We start from the raw sequence: 15,457 nt of genomic DNA, 5'->3' as shown, positions 1-15,457 counted from the left end.
CAACCGGTGCATCCACTTTGATCGCTGGCTCGTAGATTCAATACCCTCACCCGGAGGGCATAAGAGCCAAGGAGATACATCATGCACGCTTTTTACAAGAAACTTGCAGCAGCAGCCTGCTTCGCGATTCTCTCCGTCACCGCAACGCTCAGCTTTGCCGCCGACACAGTGATGGTCGGAGGTGCAGCGATGTACCCAAGCAAAACAATTGTCGAGAACGCAGTCAACTCCAAGGACCACACGACACTCGTCGCAGCCGTCAAGGCTGCCGGGTTGGTTGATACACTCAACAGCAAAGGCCCCTTTACGGTGTTCGCGCCAACCAACGAAGCCTTCGCAAAGCTTCCAGCCGGTACCGTCGATACTCTGGTCAAGCCGGAGCACAAAGCCGATTTGACTAAAATCCTGACCTACCATGTCGTGCCCGGCACTCACACATCGGCACAGCTCATGGCCGACGCCAAGAAGAACGGTGGCACCGTAGTATTGAAAACAGTTCAAGGTGAGTCGCTGAACATCAAGCTGCATGACGGCAAGCTTTGGGTAGTCGATGCCAAGGGCGGCAAGGCCAGTATCAGCATCGCAGACGTGATGCAGTCCAACGGCGTGATCCACGTTGTCGACTCGGTCTTGATGCCTTAAACACTCGTCATTCCCGGCAGACGCGCGGTTTGCCGGGTGTTGAGGCCGCCAGAGCCGCTGGGGTCTGAGCAATAGAGTGCGAAAATCGGCCTAGTTTTCGTAGAAATACCAAATGACCGACACCACGGCGACTACCCAGCCGAGGGTCAGCAGAAACGAGAGACCTGCAAGTCGCTTATCCATGACGTCCTGTCATCTTGTTGAAAGTCCATAATCCTTCAAACAAAGCGTAGCAGGTGCGCCCGAGATGGGCGGTGGGTCGCTGAGACTCAATGAATCAGCTCCCTGGCCTTTTCCAGGCATTCGGTGGCGCTGTCCAGCGCCTCGACGGCTTTCAGGGAATCATCAGCGCCGCTCTGCGCGCGCTGCCCGGTGATGACGAACAGTACATCAACCCCGGCTTTTGCCACCTCGGCCAGGTAATCCGCGCGCGGGTGCCGGATGCCGTTCTCGTAACGCCCCTGGGCGTTCACTTCGACGCCGCCGATTTTTCCAATCTCTGACTGCGATAGACCCAGCCTCAGTCTCTCCGCCTTCAACCTTGCACCAATGCTCATGACTCATCCCAATCGAAAAGATAAAACTGAGAGCCTGGCGGTGGTTTTTTAGTTCCAGAGTGGCGCTCGCGTCGTCATGGCCGCCTGGGCGGACTTCAGCAGCAAAGCCCGTCGCCCCAGGAACCAAGATCAAGCGAGCACGCGTCGAGCCGTTTTATCGTCGCGGGTTGAACCACGGCAAGGCCGTACGGATGCTGCTTTACTGAGGCGCATGCTGGATCAAATCAATAGTCGCACAGCACGCGCAAATCGCACTTCCTCGCTCGACCCACACCCACTCGCATTGCACTTAAGGATGAGCATCATGACCGATGATTTGAAGCAATCAGGTTCGACCACGACGTCCCAGCCCACCACCACGCTGGAGCAGGTCAAGACCGGAAGGGTGCTGGATTTCACTTGGGCGCCTAACGCGAATACGACCACCACCGTCGTTTCGGCGGACTTCATCGACTACGAGGTCGATACTTCCCAGGGCAGCCCTACCGGGGACAGTCACTCCATTGCACGGTTCACCTATGCCCAGGGCAAGGGCGGTGGCCAGATCAGCCAATTGTTTCTCGAGGAGATGCGTGCCGGTGTGCGCGCCAGCACCCAGATCGGGCTGATGGTGGGACGTAAATGGGCACTGGACGCCGACGCCGACGTCTCCGGCAGTATCGGCACCTACGTCATCGAGCAATTTGATGACATGCGCGCCAGTGTCAATTACGTCGGCACTTTCAGCCGCGTCTTTGCAGACCCCAGGATGGTCAGCTACCACGCTGGAGGGCACGTGCACACCAATGTCTCGATCACCGCCAGCAGGTCCCTGACCATGGCCGACTCCGGCAAGTCGATCCTGGTCATCAGCGACACGGACGTCACGCTGACGCTGGGCGACGATGTGATTGAAGGGTTCAAGGCCACATTGATCCAGGCGGCGGCCGGCAAGATCAACATTGCGGTGTCCAGCAGCCATGTTATCTACAGCAACGCCGGGGCCCGAACGCACACGCTCAACCCGCTGGACGAGCTGGAAGTCAGCACCTTTCCCTACGGCCCGGTATTCCTGGCCTTCCGGGTCAGGCCGACGGCCTGAAGCCAGCGCCATTTTTCCTGCAGGACGGGGTGTGAACACACGTGCACACCCCTTATCAATGGCCTCTACATCACGCTTTTGACCCGCCAGACCTTGCCTCACGCAATCTTGCGGGCGATGTCATACACCGAATGTTTGGCCTTGCAATGCAGGTACGAGCGCCATTCCTTGAAGGCGCGCTGTTGCCTGGCAAAAGCCTCCAGCCACTCATCTCCGCCCACCAATTCGATGGGAATGGACATCATCAATTCGGTCGCAAGATCGAGTTCCTCAACGAGCTCGCGTCCATTCGGCATATCAAGAATTAGGGATCGCATAGCCACCTGTGATTATTCTTCGCAGTACATCGACCGCTCCAACTCTCTGATAGTGCTCATTTTCCGACGAGCGGTAACATCTGGTAACGGGTAAGGAAAACTGTCTGCACTGCAACCTACTGTCGCGTCACCAATGCGTGTACTCCCTCTATGGCAGCAGATCCGGCGCACACAGGCGTTTTTAGCCTCCAGTGGAAACCGTTAAATCCCGCCACTGAAAAAATGCTGTTTCCTATCAATGATTTGCGATGACCCAACGCGTCAGTTTTTGAGGGTTTTACGTCAAAATTGTTAATAGCACCGTGATTTGTCGCCGCCTAAACTCCAGATCGAAACATTCTGAATCATCCCGCTCGTCCCCCGCGCCGCCCCTGTTGGTGTGAGTGTCGCAGGCATAAAACCCTGCGGGCGCTGCCGTGTGCGCACGGGAAACGCGCCAGACTCGCAAAGGAACCTTCATGCAGCGCAGAGACTTCTTATCCTCGGCCATAGCGCTGGCGGCTGCCTCGACATTGCCCGCCGCCCGCGCTGCGGAAATCACCGGCGGCCAACCCTGGGAGCCAGGCACTGCCAGCCTGCCGGCCCTGCCCCCGGTCCGCCAGGGAGGCCTGGCGTTTTTCAATCAACATGAGTTCCAGACCGCCGAAGCCATCGCCGAACGGCTGATCCCCACCGACGCGCTGTCCATCGGTGGCAAGGACGCCGGCTGCGCGACCTTTATCGATCGCCAGCTGGCGGGCGACTACGGCAAGGGCGCCACGCTGTACCGGCTGGGCCGCTTCGTCAAAGGGACCTTTGAACAAGGCACCCAATCGGCACTCACCCCCGCCGAGCGCTGGCGCAAAGGGTTGGTCGCGATTGACGCGGACAGCCAGGCGCAATTCGGCAAGCCATTCGTGCAGCTGCAAGGCGAGCAACAGGACCAGGTACTGACCCGCTTCGAGCAGAACGCCGTGCAGGTGGGAGCCGAGTTTGATGACGGCGCCAAGGAGATCTTCGAACAAGTGCTGGCCAACATGCGTGAAGGCTTTCTGTCGGACCCGCTCTACGGCGGCAACAAGGGCATGGCGAGCTGGAAGATGCTCGGCTTCCCCGGCGCGCGGTATGACTTTCGTGACGTCATCGCCAAGAAGGGCCAGAAGCTCAACATCATCCCCACCAGCCTGATCGACAACACGCTTTGAGTCCCCAGAACATTTGAGCGATGAGGCCTGGCCATCATCGCCGACTGACCGTGATTTGCTGTAACGAAGAGGAATTCCCGAATGGCCAATGTACGCCCCAAAGTCGACGCAGTGATCGTCGGCCTCGGCTGGTGCGGCTCGCTGATTGCCGAAGAACTGACCCGTGCCGGCTTGAATGTCGTCGCCATCGAACGCGGTCCGTGGTTTGAGACCGCCACCGACTTCCCGCCCTCGGTGGACACCGATGAACTGCGCTGGGACACCCGCCGCAGCATGCTGCTGCCGCCCGCGATCGAAACCACCACGTTTCGCAACAACCGCTCGCAAACCGCGCTGCCGACCCGCGACTGGAGCCTGAACGAGTTGGGCTACAACGTCGGCGGATCGGGCACGCACTGGGCGGGCATGGCCTGGCGATTCCTGCCGTTCGACTTCGAGCCCTATAGTTTCACACTCAAGCGCTACGGCCAGCAGCAAATCGAAAAAGGCCTGATCGTGCAAGACTGGGGCGTGACGTATGACGACCTCGAACCCTTCTACGAGCGCTTCGAAAAAATCGCCGGCGTATCGGGCAAGGCCGGCGTATTGAATGGCGAGAAGATCGACGGTGCGAACATCTTCGAAGGCAACCGCAAGAGTGAATTCCCGCTGCCGCCACTCGCCACCACCCGCCTGACCGACCTGTTCACCGAAGGCAGCAAAAAGCTTGGCTTGCACCCATTCATGGTGCCCGCAGGCCAGGCCTCGCAGGCCTACACCAACCCGCTGGGTGTGCGGATGGGGCCCTGCACCTACTGCGGCTACTGCCTGTATTACGGCTGCGGCAACTTCTCCAAGTCGAGCCCGAATGCCTGTGTGATTCCCGCGTTGATGCAGCGCAGTAATTTCACCGTGCTGACCGAATCGGCCGTGCTGCGCGCCAACCTCGCCGAAGACGGCAAGACCGCCACCGGCGTGAGCTACCTCGACCGCAACAAAATGGAGTGGGAGCAACCGGCGGACATCGTGATTTTCTCCGCCTTCCAGATGCAGAACGTGCGGCTGTTGCTGCTCTCGAAAATCGGCAAACCCTACAATCCCGAGACCCGCCAAGGCGTGGTGGGCCGCGCCTACAGTTTCCAGACCGTGTCCGGCGCCAACCTGTTTTTCGAGGACGAGCAGCTCAACCAGTACATCGGTGCAGGCGCCCTCTCCGCCCAGGTGGACGACTACAACGGCGACAATTTCGACCACACCGGCAAGGGCTTCATCGGCGGCGCCGGGATCCTCGTGGTAGCCCGTGGTGCGCGTCCGATCGGCAACGCAGACGCTGTCCCACCAGGCACTCCACGCTGGGGCAGCGAATGGAAAAAAGCCTATACCCACGCGTTCCAGAACGGCACGTTCATCTTCAACCAGGGCACCAGCTTTTCCCATGATGAGTGCTACCTGGACCTGGACCCGGAATACAACGATGCCAATGGCGACCCGTTGATTCGCGTGACCTTCGACTACAACGAGAACGACCGGCGCATGGCCAAGTTCACCGAAGACAAAGCGGTGGAAATCGGCAAGGCCATGGGTGCAAAAATCGTCAACGGCTTTGACTCGGCAGCCGTGAACTATGGGCCTTACCTGCCCTCCAGCGACCACACCATCGGCGGCGCGGTGATGGGCCTGGACCCGAAAACCAGCGTACTCAACCGCTATCAGCAGAGCTGGGACGTGCACAACGTCTTCGTCCTGGGTGCCTCTTCATTCCCGAACAACGCCGGCTATAACCCGACGTCGACCATTGGCGCGCTGAGCCTGTGGACCGCCAAGGCGATCATTGACCAATACCTGGCCAAACGCGGCCCACTGGTGGAGGTACCGGTATGAATGCGCGCTTTCGCATGGCCCTGACGGCCACCGCCGTATTGTCCCTGGGTTCCGCCATCGGCCTGTATGGTGCATTCGGCATTGCCGATGCAGCGGACAGCATTGCGCAACCCGGGCAGCAATCTGCTGACGGCGCCGGGGTCAAGGCGCCTGCCACCCAGGCACAGGAAGACCCGGCGGTGACGCGCGGACGCTACGTGGCGATTGCCGGCGACTGCGCGGCCTGTCACACCGATCCGCATCACGGCAAGCCGTTCGCCGGTGGCTACGCACTGGAAACGCCGTTTGGCAAGTTGCTCGCCAGCAACATCACCTCCGACAAGAACACCGGCATCGGCGCCTGGACCGAGCAGGAATTCACCCGCGCGGTGCGCGAAGGCAAAGGCCGGCATGGCGAAAACCTCTACCCGGCGATGCCCTACAACGCCTACGTGAAAGTCAGCGACCAGGACATGCATGACCTCTGGGCCTACATGCAGACCGTCCCGGCGGTGAACAACGAGGTGGTATCCAACCAGTTGCCATTCCCGTTCAACATCCGCCTGATGATGATGGGCTGGAACCTGCTGTTCTTTGATAACACACCGTTCCAACCGCAGGCTGAGGCGTCTGCGCAGGTCAACCGGGGCGCGTACCTGGTACAGGGCCTGGGCCACTGTGCAGCGTGTCACACGTCAAAGAACTTCCTCGGCGGTGACAAGGGCGGCGCGTTCCTGCAAGGCGGCGAGTTGGCTGGCTGGCACGCACCGGAAATTACCGGCAACCCCTACGTCGGTATCGGCGGCTGGAGCGATGCGCAACTGGTGCAGTACCTCAAGACCGGCAGCAACCACGTGGCCGTGGCGTCGGGCCCGATGGCCGAAGCCGTGACCAACTCCACCCAGCACCTGCGCGACGAGGACCTGTACGCCATCGCGGCTTACCTCAAGACCTTGCCTGGCTCGGACACCCGCAGCCCGCGGCCGCTCAACGCCTCCGGCACATTGATGCAGCAAGGCGCGAATGTGTACTCGGCCAACTGCTCGGCGTGCCACAGCAGCGACGGCAAGGGCATCAACCAACTGGCCTCGAGCCTGGCCGGCAACCCCGGCATCCAGGCAGAAAATCCACAAAGCCTGATCACCACGGTGCTCGAAGGCGGCCGTAGCGCGGTGACCGTCGACAACCCCACCAGCGGTGCGATGCCGAGCTTTGCGTGGAAATTGTCGGACCAGCAAATTGCGGCGACGCTCTCGTATATCCGCAACAGCTGGGGCAACACCGCCCCCGAGGTGAGCGCCAAACAGGTCGCCGCTGTACGCGAAGACCGCAAGCTGCCAGCCCAACTGAGCGCCGACGGCACCTCCCGCTGAACCCGTGACGCGGCCTGCTCCAGGCCGCGTCCCTGCCTTTGAAGGAACAATCAGATGCTACGTTTTCCACTGCGCTGCCTGGCGGCCTGCGTTGCCATGGGCGTACCTGCAACACACGCTGCGGATGCGTTCGCCATCGACTCACCCTGGATGAGCGGCGATTGGGGCGGCCTGCGCAGCGCCTGGCTGGCCCAGGGGGTGGATATCAAGTTGGGTTACACCGGCGAAACCTCGACCTTGCTACGTGGCGGTTACCAGCACAAAGACCGCTCGACCCGCTACGCCGACCAATTCAACGCAGGCGTCGACATCGACCTGCAAAAGCTGCTGGGCTGGCAGGACGCAGCCTTTAGCCTGGGGCTGACCAACCGCAACGGCGCCAATAACCTTAATCAAAAGATCAGCGCACCCGGCGCCGCCGGCATGGGCTCGACCCAGGAGATCCAGGGCCGTGGCAGCGTGACCCGCCTCAGCGAACTGTGGTTGAGCAAGGGCTGGCTTGACGATGCGGTGAACATCAAGCTGGGCCGGTTCGCCGTCAGCGATGACTTCGCCGTGGAAGACTGCCTGTTCCAGGGGCTGGCGTTCTGTGGCTCGCAACCGGGCAACTACGTGAACAGCATCTACAACGGCCCGATCAGCCAATGGGCCGCACGGTTGCGCTACCGCTTGAGCCCGACGGTGTATGCACAGGTCGGCGCGTTCAATGTGAACCCGTCGAACCTGGAGAATGACAACGGCCTCAAGCTCAACACCCACGGCACCACCGGCACCTTCACGCCGCTCGAACTGGTATGGAGCCCGACTATCAACCAACTGCCCGGCGAATACCGTGTGGGTTATTACCACAGCACCGCACAGGCCGAGGATGTGTACAAGGATCAGTTCGGGCAAGCGGCGGCCACCCGTGGCAACGCCTATCGCACCGATGCCACACGGCATGGCGAGTGGGTCGTGGCCAAGCAGCAGCTGACCTCGGTCAACGGCGACACTTCTCGCGGTTTGACCCTGACGGCCAGCGCAACGTTCCAGGATCGCAACACGACGGCGATCGACAGCTACCAGAAACTCAGCCTGGTCTATAAGGGCCTGTGGGATGCGCGTCCCACCGACACGCTGGGCGCCGGCATTGCACGTGTTCACGCCAGCTCGGTGTTCCTGCGCAATGCCCGCGCGGTAAACGCCGCTGGCGGTGACTTGCCCGAGCAGCACAGTGAATATGTTGCCGAGCTGAACTACGGGATCCAGGCCACACGCTGGTTGAACATCATGCCGAACCTGCAGTACGTGAAGGACCCGGACGGCGTTCGTCAGGTCAAGAATGCCCTGGTACTGGGCCTGCAAGTACAATCGCAGTTTTAACCGGCCACAGGATACGCACGCAGCATGGGCAACACCCTCAAGCGTCACGGCCTGATCAAGGTCGCAGAATTGGCCGGCGTCAGCCTGAGCACCGTGGACCGGGTCCTCAATGATCGCGGGGGCGTGTCCGACACCAAGCGGCGCAAGGTCCTGGCGATGGCGCGTGCGCTGGGTGTGCGTCGCGGCCTGCCCGCGCCGTTCACCGGCCCGATGGTCGTCGATGTACTGTTGGCCGACAGCGCCACTGACCATTTCAAGCGCCTGGATGCGGCGTTCGAGCGCCAGGCACAACGCCTGCGCTCGGACCTCACGTTGCGCCGCCAGCGCTGGCCGGAAAACGCCCCCGGGCAACTGCTCGACGCCCTGCGCAAACCGCGTTCGCGGCGCCATGGCATGATTGTCGTCGCGCCCGACACGCCGGACGTGCACCAGGCGCTGAACACCATCGTGCAGAACGGCACGCCCACCATCTTGCTGACCACCAACCTCAGCACGGTCGAGGGCGCGGTGTATGTCGGCATCGACAATCACGCCGCCGGGCGCAGTGCCGGGCGCTTGATGAGCGAATGGATCGGCCAACGCCCCGGCGCTGTGCTGCTGACGGTCAATTCGCTCGCCTACAGCGCTCATCAGGAGCGCGCCAGAGGCTTCATCGACGTAATGACGCAGCGCGCACCGGCTACGCGCATTGTCGGCCCGGTCGAGTGCTTTGATGACGATGAACTGAGCCGCGTGGCCGTCGCGCAGTGCCTCGCCGTCGGGCCCTTGGCAGGGCTGTATGACACCGGCAGCGGTTCGCAGGGTATCTATGCGGCGTTGGCGCACAGGCAGGTCGATCCGGTATGGATCGGCCATGAGGCCACCCCCCAGCACGCCGCGCTGCTGCGCCAGGGCGTGATGTCGCTGGTGCTCGATCAGGACCCGGAAGGTCAGGTGCAGGCCAGCATCGACTATCTGCTGCACACCCACGGCATGATCGACACGCCTGCGCTGCTGCCACTGGCGATGAAAATCATCATCGAGGAAAACCTGCCCGGCGCCTTGTGACCGCTGCGGTTGATTGCAGGCGAGCGCAGCGCCTGCCTTTGTGTGATGTCGATTGAACGATGCGTTGGCGCACGGGCTCTATCCACTAGAGCAGCGCGCGCAGCAGAATTTCAGCGCGTCGCGTCCACGTCCACTCACAAAAGGTCAGTCCATGTCTTACGATTAAAAGGGTACCGCCAGTGTCATCACGGCCTCTCGTCATCTGGGTACCGCTTCAGATGAACACCTCAATGAGTCGGTGGAAATCCAACTGACCAGCAGCGGCAAGCCGACAATCGCGCGCCTGAACTTCGACCGGCCCCTTCAATGGCCTGGGCACCCGAACTTTGTCGCGGTCAACCTGCCCGATGGCTCATCCGTAGGCGGCGTGATCGTCGAGATCGAACGAACCACGGACGGCCCTGGCTGGGTGACGTTCACCGTGGACGACTGACGGAGGTGCCGTCGTCAGGCATCCGGGTGTTCACTCGCGACCGAATCGGCGGCGTCCACGTCCGACATATCTTCTTCAAGCGGCGCACCGTCTTCCGGCGGCAGCGGGATCTCCCCTTCCGTGCGCTTCGGGTCCGGGCCGGTTTCGTTGTCAGTGGTGCGCGTTACCACCTGTTGGGATTGGTTGCCCGGCGCTTTTTCGTCAATGTGCATGCTGTCTCTCCAGTCTGGCGCGCGGGGAATCCGGGCTTAAACATGAGAGGCAGCGGGTGCACGAGAGTGCCGGGCAATGGACGAACGGCGAGACGCGCACTGCAGTCAAACAAATCCAGCCTCCGGCCCGCACTTGATCTACGATTAAAAGCCCACCGCCCGCCTCTCGGAGAATCCGCATGAACCCGCACACCACCGCGCTTGTGTTGATCGAATTCCAGAATGATTTCACTACCCAGGGTGGCGTGTTCCATGACGCCGTCAAAGACGTCATGCACGCCACCGACATGCTCGCCAATACCGCCACCACGGTGCAGCAAGCCCGCAAGCTCGGGGTGAAGATCGTGCATTTGCCGATCAGCTTCGCCGCGGGGTACCCCGAACTGACCACGCGCGACTATGGGATTCTCAAGGGCGTGGCCGACGGCAACGCCTTCAGTGCGGGCACCTGGGGCGCCGAGATCACTGCGACGCTGTCCCAGGACAGCAGCGATATCGTCGTCGAAGGCAAGCGCGGGCTGGATGGCTTTGCCACCACGGGCCTGGACCTGGTGTTGCGCAACAACGGCATCCAGACGCTGGTGGTGGCGGGTTTCCTGACCAACTGCTGCGTCGAGGGCACGGTGCGCTCGGGGTATGAGAAAGGCTACAACGTTGTCACCCTGACCGACTGCACGGCGACGTTTACCGAGGAACAACAGCAGGCGGCGGAAAATTTCACACTGCCGATGTTTTCGCAGACGCTGAAACACACGCAGTTTCTGCAGGCGCTGACGGCCCCATGAAAAAAACCGGCGACTCCTGGATGAGTCGCCGGTTTTTGCTTATTCGGTCGGCGCGTACTGCATTTCACCGTTGCCGAACGACCAGTCCTCGCGCTTCACGTCCACCAGGCTGATCCACACATCCTCCTTGCGCAGCCCGGTCTTGGCGTGAATGCCTTCTGCGATGAATTGATAGAAGGCCTTTTTCACCGCCACGCTGCGCCCGGCATTCCAGGTGACCTGAATAAACACGATGCTGGGGGTGTAAGTCACGCCCAGGTAGCCAGCGGCGGGATACACCAGTTTATCGCGGGCATGCCGATTGATGATCTGGAATTTGTCGTGCTCGGGCACATTCGCAACGCTGGTCATCGCCGCGTACACCACGTCGCCAATGGCGGCAGCGGTTGCTTCGGTAGTGTCGGCGGCGAGGTCGATTCGAACTAAAGGCATGGCAGAATCCTTGGCAGGTCGGTGGCCATTCCACAGCGGCGGCCCGTGATCACTACCCTAGGCCTGTGCGAACAATTCATCAATCGCATATTCAGCAATAATAAATATGATTATTACGCATATTGAAGCCGCATGACCTGTGGCGCTTGCATGAACCGAACGCGAAAAAGCCGTAACATGCGGCCTTCGTTCAACACCTCATGGAAGACATCACGCATGAACAACCTGTCTGGCGCGCTGCGCCTGGTAGTCTCCCTGCCGATTTACGCCGCGTCCATCCTCACGTCCCTGCTCACTCTCAAGCCGCTGTTCGATGCGGGGATGATCTTGCTGGCGGGCTTCCTGACCCCTTATCAAATTGGCCGCGTGCTCGGCTATTTACTTGCCAGTGCGATATTGACCACGATTGCCGCCGGTCTGTGGATGCTGGCTCGGTACGTGCGCACGTCGCGTTTTCGCAAACAGCCGGCGCCGGTGGCCAACCCGTTGCCGTGAAGCAGATGCTTAGTTCGACGGGGCTTTGACTGTCGCGCTCTGCCCCGTCTCGACATCACGAATGTCATAGCTCCAGCGGCCCTTCGACGCCTCGCCATACAGCCCATAGGTTCGGCCACCGACCAGGCTCACCGTGGTTGCGAGGGGCGCGGTTCGGCCCTCCCCAATCGACCAGGTAGCTTGCAGGGTGTGGGTGCCGGCGCCGAGGCGGTATTCGTTCTGGCGACCCAGCCAGAACAGCGTCCCGTTGTTATCAATACGGGTGATCGTCAGGTGTTTATCGAACTGCTGGATGACCGCAACCTGGTCCGCAGGTTTTCCTTCTGCGCTCTGGTGCTCGTAATGAATACAGCCGGTCAGCGCCAGGCTGAAGCCCAGCATCGAGAACGCACGAACGTGTTTGGCAAGCATGCTTTCAATCCCTTGAAAAGGGCGTGATCCTAAAGCCATTCAGCACGTGCATCAACCGCCAATCAGGCCCGCGCGCCAATCAACACAACCACCCCACCCCATTGCCGCACCTTGATCGGCAGGCTCTGCTCGAGGGCCTCGAGGGTCTGCCGCGCATCGTCCAGGGGGAAGCGCCCGGTCACGCGCAGACCGGCTACAGCGGCGTCCAGGCGCACGATGCCGTTGCGATACGGGCGAATTGCGTCGACCACGCTGGCCAGGGTCTGGTTGCGCACCACCAGCCAGCCGTCAAGCCAGGCGGTATCGGTGGCGGCCATGGGCACCTGGGTAAGGATGCGCTGATGATCGAACAGCGTGCTCTGGTGCATCGCCACCCGCTGCTGCGTGCCGCCTTCGAAGTGCAACACCGCGTCCGCATCCAGGGTCACCAGGCGTATCGCGGCGCCCTGTTCGCTCAGCATCAGGCGGCCGGTGCTGGCGCTGATGCGGCCGGCGCGGGTGTCGACCCGCAGCGGGCGCAGCACATTCACCAGCATTTCCCCGGCGCGCAGCTCGAGGCTGCGCGGCTCCCCCTTCAGCGTGGCGAGCACCTGGCTGCGCGCATTCAACTTGAGTGTGCTGCCATCCGCCAGTTGCCAGGTGCGACGCTCGGCGGTACCCGTGGCATAGGACTGCCCCGCGTCGTCGAAACGCGAGACCCAGCCCGCGCCCGCCGCCAGGCCCACCGCACACAGGCTGGTACGCAGGAACGAACGCCGGCTGCTCGGCTGCTCCAGGCTGCGCAACAGCTGCGCGCTGGAGCGTCCACGCCACGGCGAGGCCTTGAGTTGGTCGAGGCCGGCGATCAGTTGCGCGTACACCTGGCGATGGTGCGCCGAGGTACTGCGCCATTCATCCAGCGCTTGTTGCTGCGCGGGGCTGAAGTCGCCGGACTGGATTTGCACCAGCCAGCCGATGGCCTCTTCGGCCACCGGGTCGTTCAACGGGTGTTTGCTCACTCACTCAACCCCAGGTAACAGGCTCGCAGGGCCTGGGTCATCAATTGGTGGATGCGCCCCAGGGACAGGCCCAGCCGTTCACTGATCTGTGTGTAGGTCATGCCGTCCAGCTGGCTGTGCACGAACACCGCCTTGGCCTGCCCCGAGAGGCCATCGAGCAGACGGTCGATGGCCAGCAGGCTCTCGATCAGGATCAACTGTTCCTGCGGCGACGGGTGCACGTGTTCGGGCACCTCGGCGAGGATCTGCAGGTACGCCCTCTCCAGGTCGCGACGGCGCCAGCTCTCGTACATCAGGCGCTGGGCGATGGTGGTCAGCAGCGCGCGCGGTTCGCGGATTGCAGTGGGATCGGGCAGCATCCACACCTTGAGGAACGTCTCGGCGGCGATATCCTCAGCGCTATGGCTGCAGCCGGTGCGGTAGGACAACCGCGCGCACAACCAGCTGTAGTGCTGCTGGAAAATCTGGCCGATGAGGCGGGTCTTGAGCAAAGCATTCGGGTCCATAGGTCCATAATCTTCATGGACTGCACACGCCAGCGGACAAGTGGTGGTGGGCCTGTCGGTTTGAGGTAGACCTGCATCCGGGCAGGTGAATCCAGTTTGCCCCAGTGGGCATCACCAGATAAAAGAATAAAAAAAGCCATCAAACTGCATTTTTTGCATAACCCTGAACAACCTTCCAGGCACGCAAAGTCACCGCCCGCAACCATCGCGGGCAGTGTGAAACTGCGCTTACTGAGCGGCCAGTTGCGCCTCGCTGCGCTCCTGTTCACGCAGTGGCCGTACCAGCCAGGTCACCACCACCGTCAACACCAGCAGGATCAGCGCCAACACCCACAGCACGCCGTGGAAGGCACTGTCATAGCCTCCGATAAACAGGCTGTGCACGGTGCTAGCCTGCTCTGTGCCCAGCGCCTGCAGCGAACCGGTCAGGTTGCCGGCGGCTACCTCGTCGATCCAGCGTTGCAGGGTGCCGGGGTCCGGTGCCAGGCGGCTCAAGGTGGCGCGCAATTGGCTGTCGAGCAAGGTCGCCAGGAGCGAGCCGTACAAGGCCACGGCAATCGCCTCACTGCCCAGGCGGAATGTGTTGAGCAACCCGGCGGCCATCCCGGCCTTTTGCTCCGGGACGGTCTTCAGCGCCAGCCCATCCACCAGCCCCGCCGACAGGCCCATGCCGATGCCTACCAGCAGCAAGGGCAGCGCCAATTGCCACAGCGCCACACCCACCTGGCTGACCAGCGCCAGCGCGACCACGCCGACCAGCAAGGCAATCAGGCTGGCCTTGAGGATGCCGATCGCCGACACCCCGCGCGCCGCCCACTTGCCGGCCAGGATCGGGCAAAACAGCATCGGTACCGTGAGCAGCAACATCGCCAGGCCGGCGTGGGTCGCGCTCAGTTGCAGCACGCCGAACAAGTAGCTCGGCAGGTAGGTCAGCAACGTCACGAAGCCGAACGACGCCGCGACCGTCACCAGCGCCAGGCCGACAAAGGGCCCGCGCGCCAGCAGCGACAGGTCGAGCATCGGCTGGCGATGACGCCGCTCCTGCCAGGTGAATACCGCCAGCAACACTGCTGCCACGGCCACCAGGCCGAGTACGCCCTGGCTGCTCCAGCCCCATTGCGAGCCCTGCACGATGGCAACCATCAGCGCCAGCAACGCCAGCACGAACAGCGTCGCCCCCGGCACATCGAAGCGCGCGGTGCGCTCAGCCAATGCCCCGTCGCGGGTAATCAGCGGGCTCCCCAACAGGACAATCACCAGGGTCACCGCATGCGCCCAGAAAATCGCGCGCCAGCCGACACTGTCCAGCAACAGGCCGGACAAGGTCGGCCCCAGGCTGACACCCAGCCCCGCCACCGTGCCGAACAGGGCAAATGCGCGCAGCCGCGCCGGGCCGCTGAAGTGGGTGGACAAAATAGCGATGCCGCAGGAGAAAATCGCCGCCGCGCCGATGCCCGCCAGTCCCCGTGCCGCGTCCAGCAGCCAGGCACTCTCGGCCACCGCAGACAGCACCGAAGCGACCACGTACAGCGACGCACCGGCGACGAAGCAGCGCTTGCGCCCGAGCCGATCCGCCAGCGCGCCCCAGGCCAGGGTGAAGCAGGCGAACGCCAGGTTGAAGGCGTTGACCACCCATTGCAGGCTGGTCAGCGGTGCCTGGATATCCGCGCCGATGGCCGGCAGCGCGAGGGCCGTGCCGGAAATGGAACTGGGCACGACAAATATCGCCAGCAGGATGATGCTCAGTAGCGCCGTATCGGCAAAGGTCGTTTTCATGGGTCCT

General features: G+C 62.1%; 17 protein-coding genes and 1 pseudogene. 10 read left to right on the top strand and 8 right to left on the bottom strand.

The window, feature by feature from the left end; all coding sequences use genetic code 11:
* Positions 1 to 81: 81 nt before the first annotated feature.
* Positions 82 to 642, top strand: a complete 561-nt coding sequence (locus C9990_RS14885) for a fasciclin domain-containing protein (RefSeq protein ID WP_065908348.1) — start codon at positions 82 to 84, stop codon at positions 640 to 642.
* Between the two features lie 368 nt (positions 643 to 1,010).
* Here C9990_RS14885 and C9990_RS14880 read toward each other — a convergent pair.
* A pseudogene (locus C9990_RS14880) lies at positions 1,011 to 1,199 on the bottom strand (helix-turn-helix domain-containing protein); the annotation flags it as partial.
* A gap of 304 nt (positions 1,200 to 1,503) precedes the next feature.
* Here C9990_RS14880 and C9990_RS14875 point away from each other — a divergent pair.
* Positions 1,504 to 2,280 carry a hypothetical protein gene (locus tag C9990_RS14875; protein ID WP_177410335.1) on the top strand — a complete coding sequence of 259 codons (777 nt, stop codon included), beginning with the start codon at positions 1,504 to 1,506 and terminating at the stop codon, positions 2,278 to 2,280.
* A 98-nt stretch (positions 2,281 to 2,378) separates the two neighbouring features.
* Here the strand turns inward: C9990_RS14875 and C9990_RS14870 are convergent, their stop codons facing one another.
* Entirely contained in the window at positions 2,379 to 2,603 is a 225-nt protein-coding gene (locus tag C9990_RS14870) for a hypothetical protein (protein WP_371920651.1), read from the bottom strand.
* A gap of 452 nt (positions 2,604 to 3,055) precedes the next feature.
* On the opposite strand from C9990_RS14870, the gene C9990_RS14865 reads away from it, so the two are divergent.
* The 6 genes from C9990_RS14865 to C9990_RS14840 all read left to right on the top strand — a co-directional run bounded on the left by C9990_RS14865 (position 3,056) and on the right by C9990_RS14840 (position 9,835).
* Complete coding sequence (locus tag C9990_RS14865; RefSeq protein WP_106803760.1) at positions 3,056 to 3,781, top strand: gluconate 2-dehydrogenase subunit 3 family protein; 726 nt, start codon at positions 3,056 to 3,058, stop codon at positions 3,779 to 3,781.
* Between the two features lie 81 nt (positions 3,782 to 3,862).
* Entirely contained in the window at positions 3,863 to 5,641 is a 1,779-nt protein-coding gene (locus tag C9990_RS14860) for a GMC family oxidoreductase (protein WP_106803759.1), read from the top strand.
* The gene (locus C9990_RS14855) at positions 5,638 to 6,993 is read left to right on the top strand and encodes a cytochrome c (RefSeq protein WP_256595091.1); all 1,356 of its coding nucleotides are present in this window, start codon (positions 5,638 to 5,640) and stop codon (positions 6,991 to 6,993) included. The genes C9990_RS14860 and C9990_RS14855 overlap by 4 nt, the downstream gene beginning before the upstream one ends.
* 54 nt (positions 6,994 to 7,047) lie before the next feature.
* Positions 7,048 to 8,355 carry a carbohydrate porin gene (locus C9990_RS14850; RefSeq protein WP_106803758.1) on the top strand — a complete coding sequence of 436 codons (1,308 nt, stop codon included), beginning with the start codon at positions 7,048 to 7,050 and terminating at the stop codon, positions 8,353 to 8,355.
* Positions 8,356 to 8,379: 24 nt separating this feature from the next.
* A complete protein-coding gene (locus tag C9990_RS14845; protein WP_106803757.1) occupies positions 8,380 to 9,402 on the top strand; it encodes a LacI family DNA-binding transcriptional regulator in 1,023 nt (340 codons plus the stop codon).
* Between the two features lie 184 nt (positions 9,403 to 9,586).
* Positions 9,587 to 9,835, top strand: coding sequence for a hypothetical protein (locus C9990_RS14840; RefSeq protein WP_256595157.1), 249 nt, complete (start codon positions 9,587 to 9,589; stop codon positions 9,833 to 9,835).
* A 14-nt stretch (positions 9,836 to 9,849) separates the two neighbouring features.
* Here C9990_RS14840 and C9990_RS14835 read toward each other — a convergent pair whose 3' ends face one another.
* The gene (locus tag C9990_RS14835) at positions 9,850 to 10,047 is read right to left on the bottom strand and encodes a hypothetical protein (protein WP_065908330.1); all 198 of its coding nucleotides are present in this window, start codon (positions 10,045 to 10,047) and stop codon (positions 9,850 to 9,852) included.
* Positions 10,048 to 10,226: 179 nt separating this feature from the next.
* On the opposite strand from C9990_RS14835, the gene C9990_RS14830 reads away from it, so the two are divergent.
* A complete protein-coding gene (locus tag C9990_RS14830; protein ID WP_106803756.1) occupies positions 10,227 to 10,832 on the top strand; it encodes a cysteine hydrolase in 606 nt (201 codons plus the stop codon).
* Between the two features lie 39 nt (positions 10,833 to 10,871).
* On the opposite strand, the gene C9990_RS14825 is transcribed toward C9990_RS14830, so the two are convergent.
* Positions 10,872 to 11,264 carry a tautomerase family protein gene (locus C9990_RS14825; RefSeq protein ID WP_106803755.1) on the bottom strand — a complete coding sequence of 131 codons (393 nt, stop codon included), beginning with the start codon at positions 11,262 to 11,264 and terminating at the stop codon, positions 10,872 to 10,874.
* A 216-nt stretch (positions 11,265 to 11,480) separates the two neighbouring features.
* On the opposite strand from C9990_RS14825, the gene C9990_RS14820 reads away from it, so the two are divergent.
* Positions 11,481 to 11,759 carry a hypothetical protein gene (locus C9990_RS14820; protein WP_106803754.1) on the top strand — a complete coding sequence of 93 codons (279 nt, stop codon included), beginning with the start codon at positions 11,481 to 11,483 and terminating at the stop codon, positions 11,757 to 11,759.
* 9 nt (positions 11,760 to 11,768) lie between these two features.
* Here C9990_RS14820 and C9990_RS14815 read toward each other — a convergent pair whose 3' ends face one another.
* The 4 genes from C9990_RS14815 to C9990_RS14800 all read right to left on the bottom strand — a co-directional run bounded on the left by C9990_RS14815 (position 11,769) and on the right by C9990_RS14800 (position 15,450).
* Positions 11,769 to 12,170, bottom strand: a complete 402-nt coding sequence (locus C9990_RS14815; protein ID WP_106803753.1) for a hypothetical protein — start codon at positions 12,168 to 12,170, stop codon at positions 11,769 to 11,771.
* Positions 12,171 to 12,232: 62 nt separating this feature from the next.
* Positions 12,233 to 13,168 carry a FecR domain-containing protein gene (locus C9990_RS14810; protein ID WP_106803752.1) on the bottom strand — a complete coding sequence of 312 codons (936 nt, stop codon included), beginning with the start codon at positions 13,166 to 13,168 and terminating at the stop codon, positions 12,233 to 12,235.
* Positions 13,165 to 13,674: a sigma-70 family RNA polymerase sigma factor gene (locus tag C9990_RS14805; RefSeq protein WP_105696888.1), complete on the bottom strand. Its 510-nt coding sequence runs from the start codon at positions 13,672 to 13,674 to the stop codon at positions 13,165 to 13,167. Before C9990_RS14805 ends, C9990_RS14810 begins: the two co-directional genes overlap by 4 nt.
* Positions 13,675 to 13,902: 228 nt before the next feature.
* Positions 13,903 to 15,450, bottom strand: coding sequence for an MFS transporter (locus C9990_RS14800; protein ID WP_106803751.1), 1,548 nt, complete (start codon positions 15,448 to 15,450; stop codon positions 13,903 to 13,905).
* Between the last annotated feature and the right edge of the window lie 7 nt (positions 15,451 to 15,457).

Source organism: Pseudomonas sp. S5D5 (assembly GCF_003013355.1).
GTDB classification, from domain to species: domain Bacteria; phylum Pseudomonadota; class Gammaproteobacteria; order Pseudomonadales; family Pseudomonadaceae; genus Aquipseudomonas; species Aquipseudomonas aylmerensis.
Note: the sequence above shows the minus strand (reverse complement) of the source record. Positions and strands in the feature narration are given on the sequence as shown.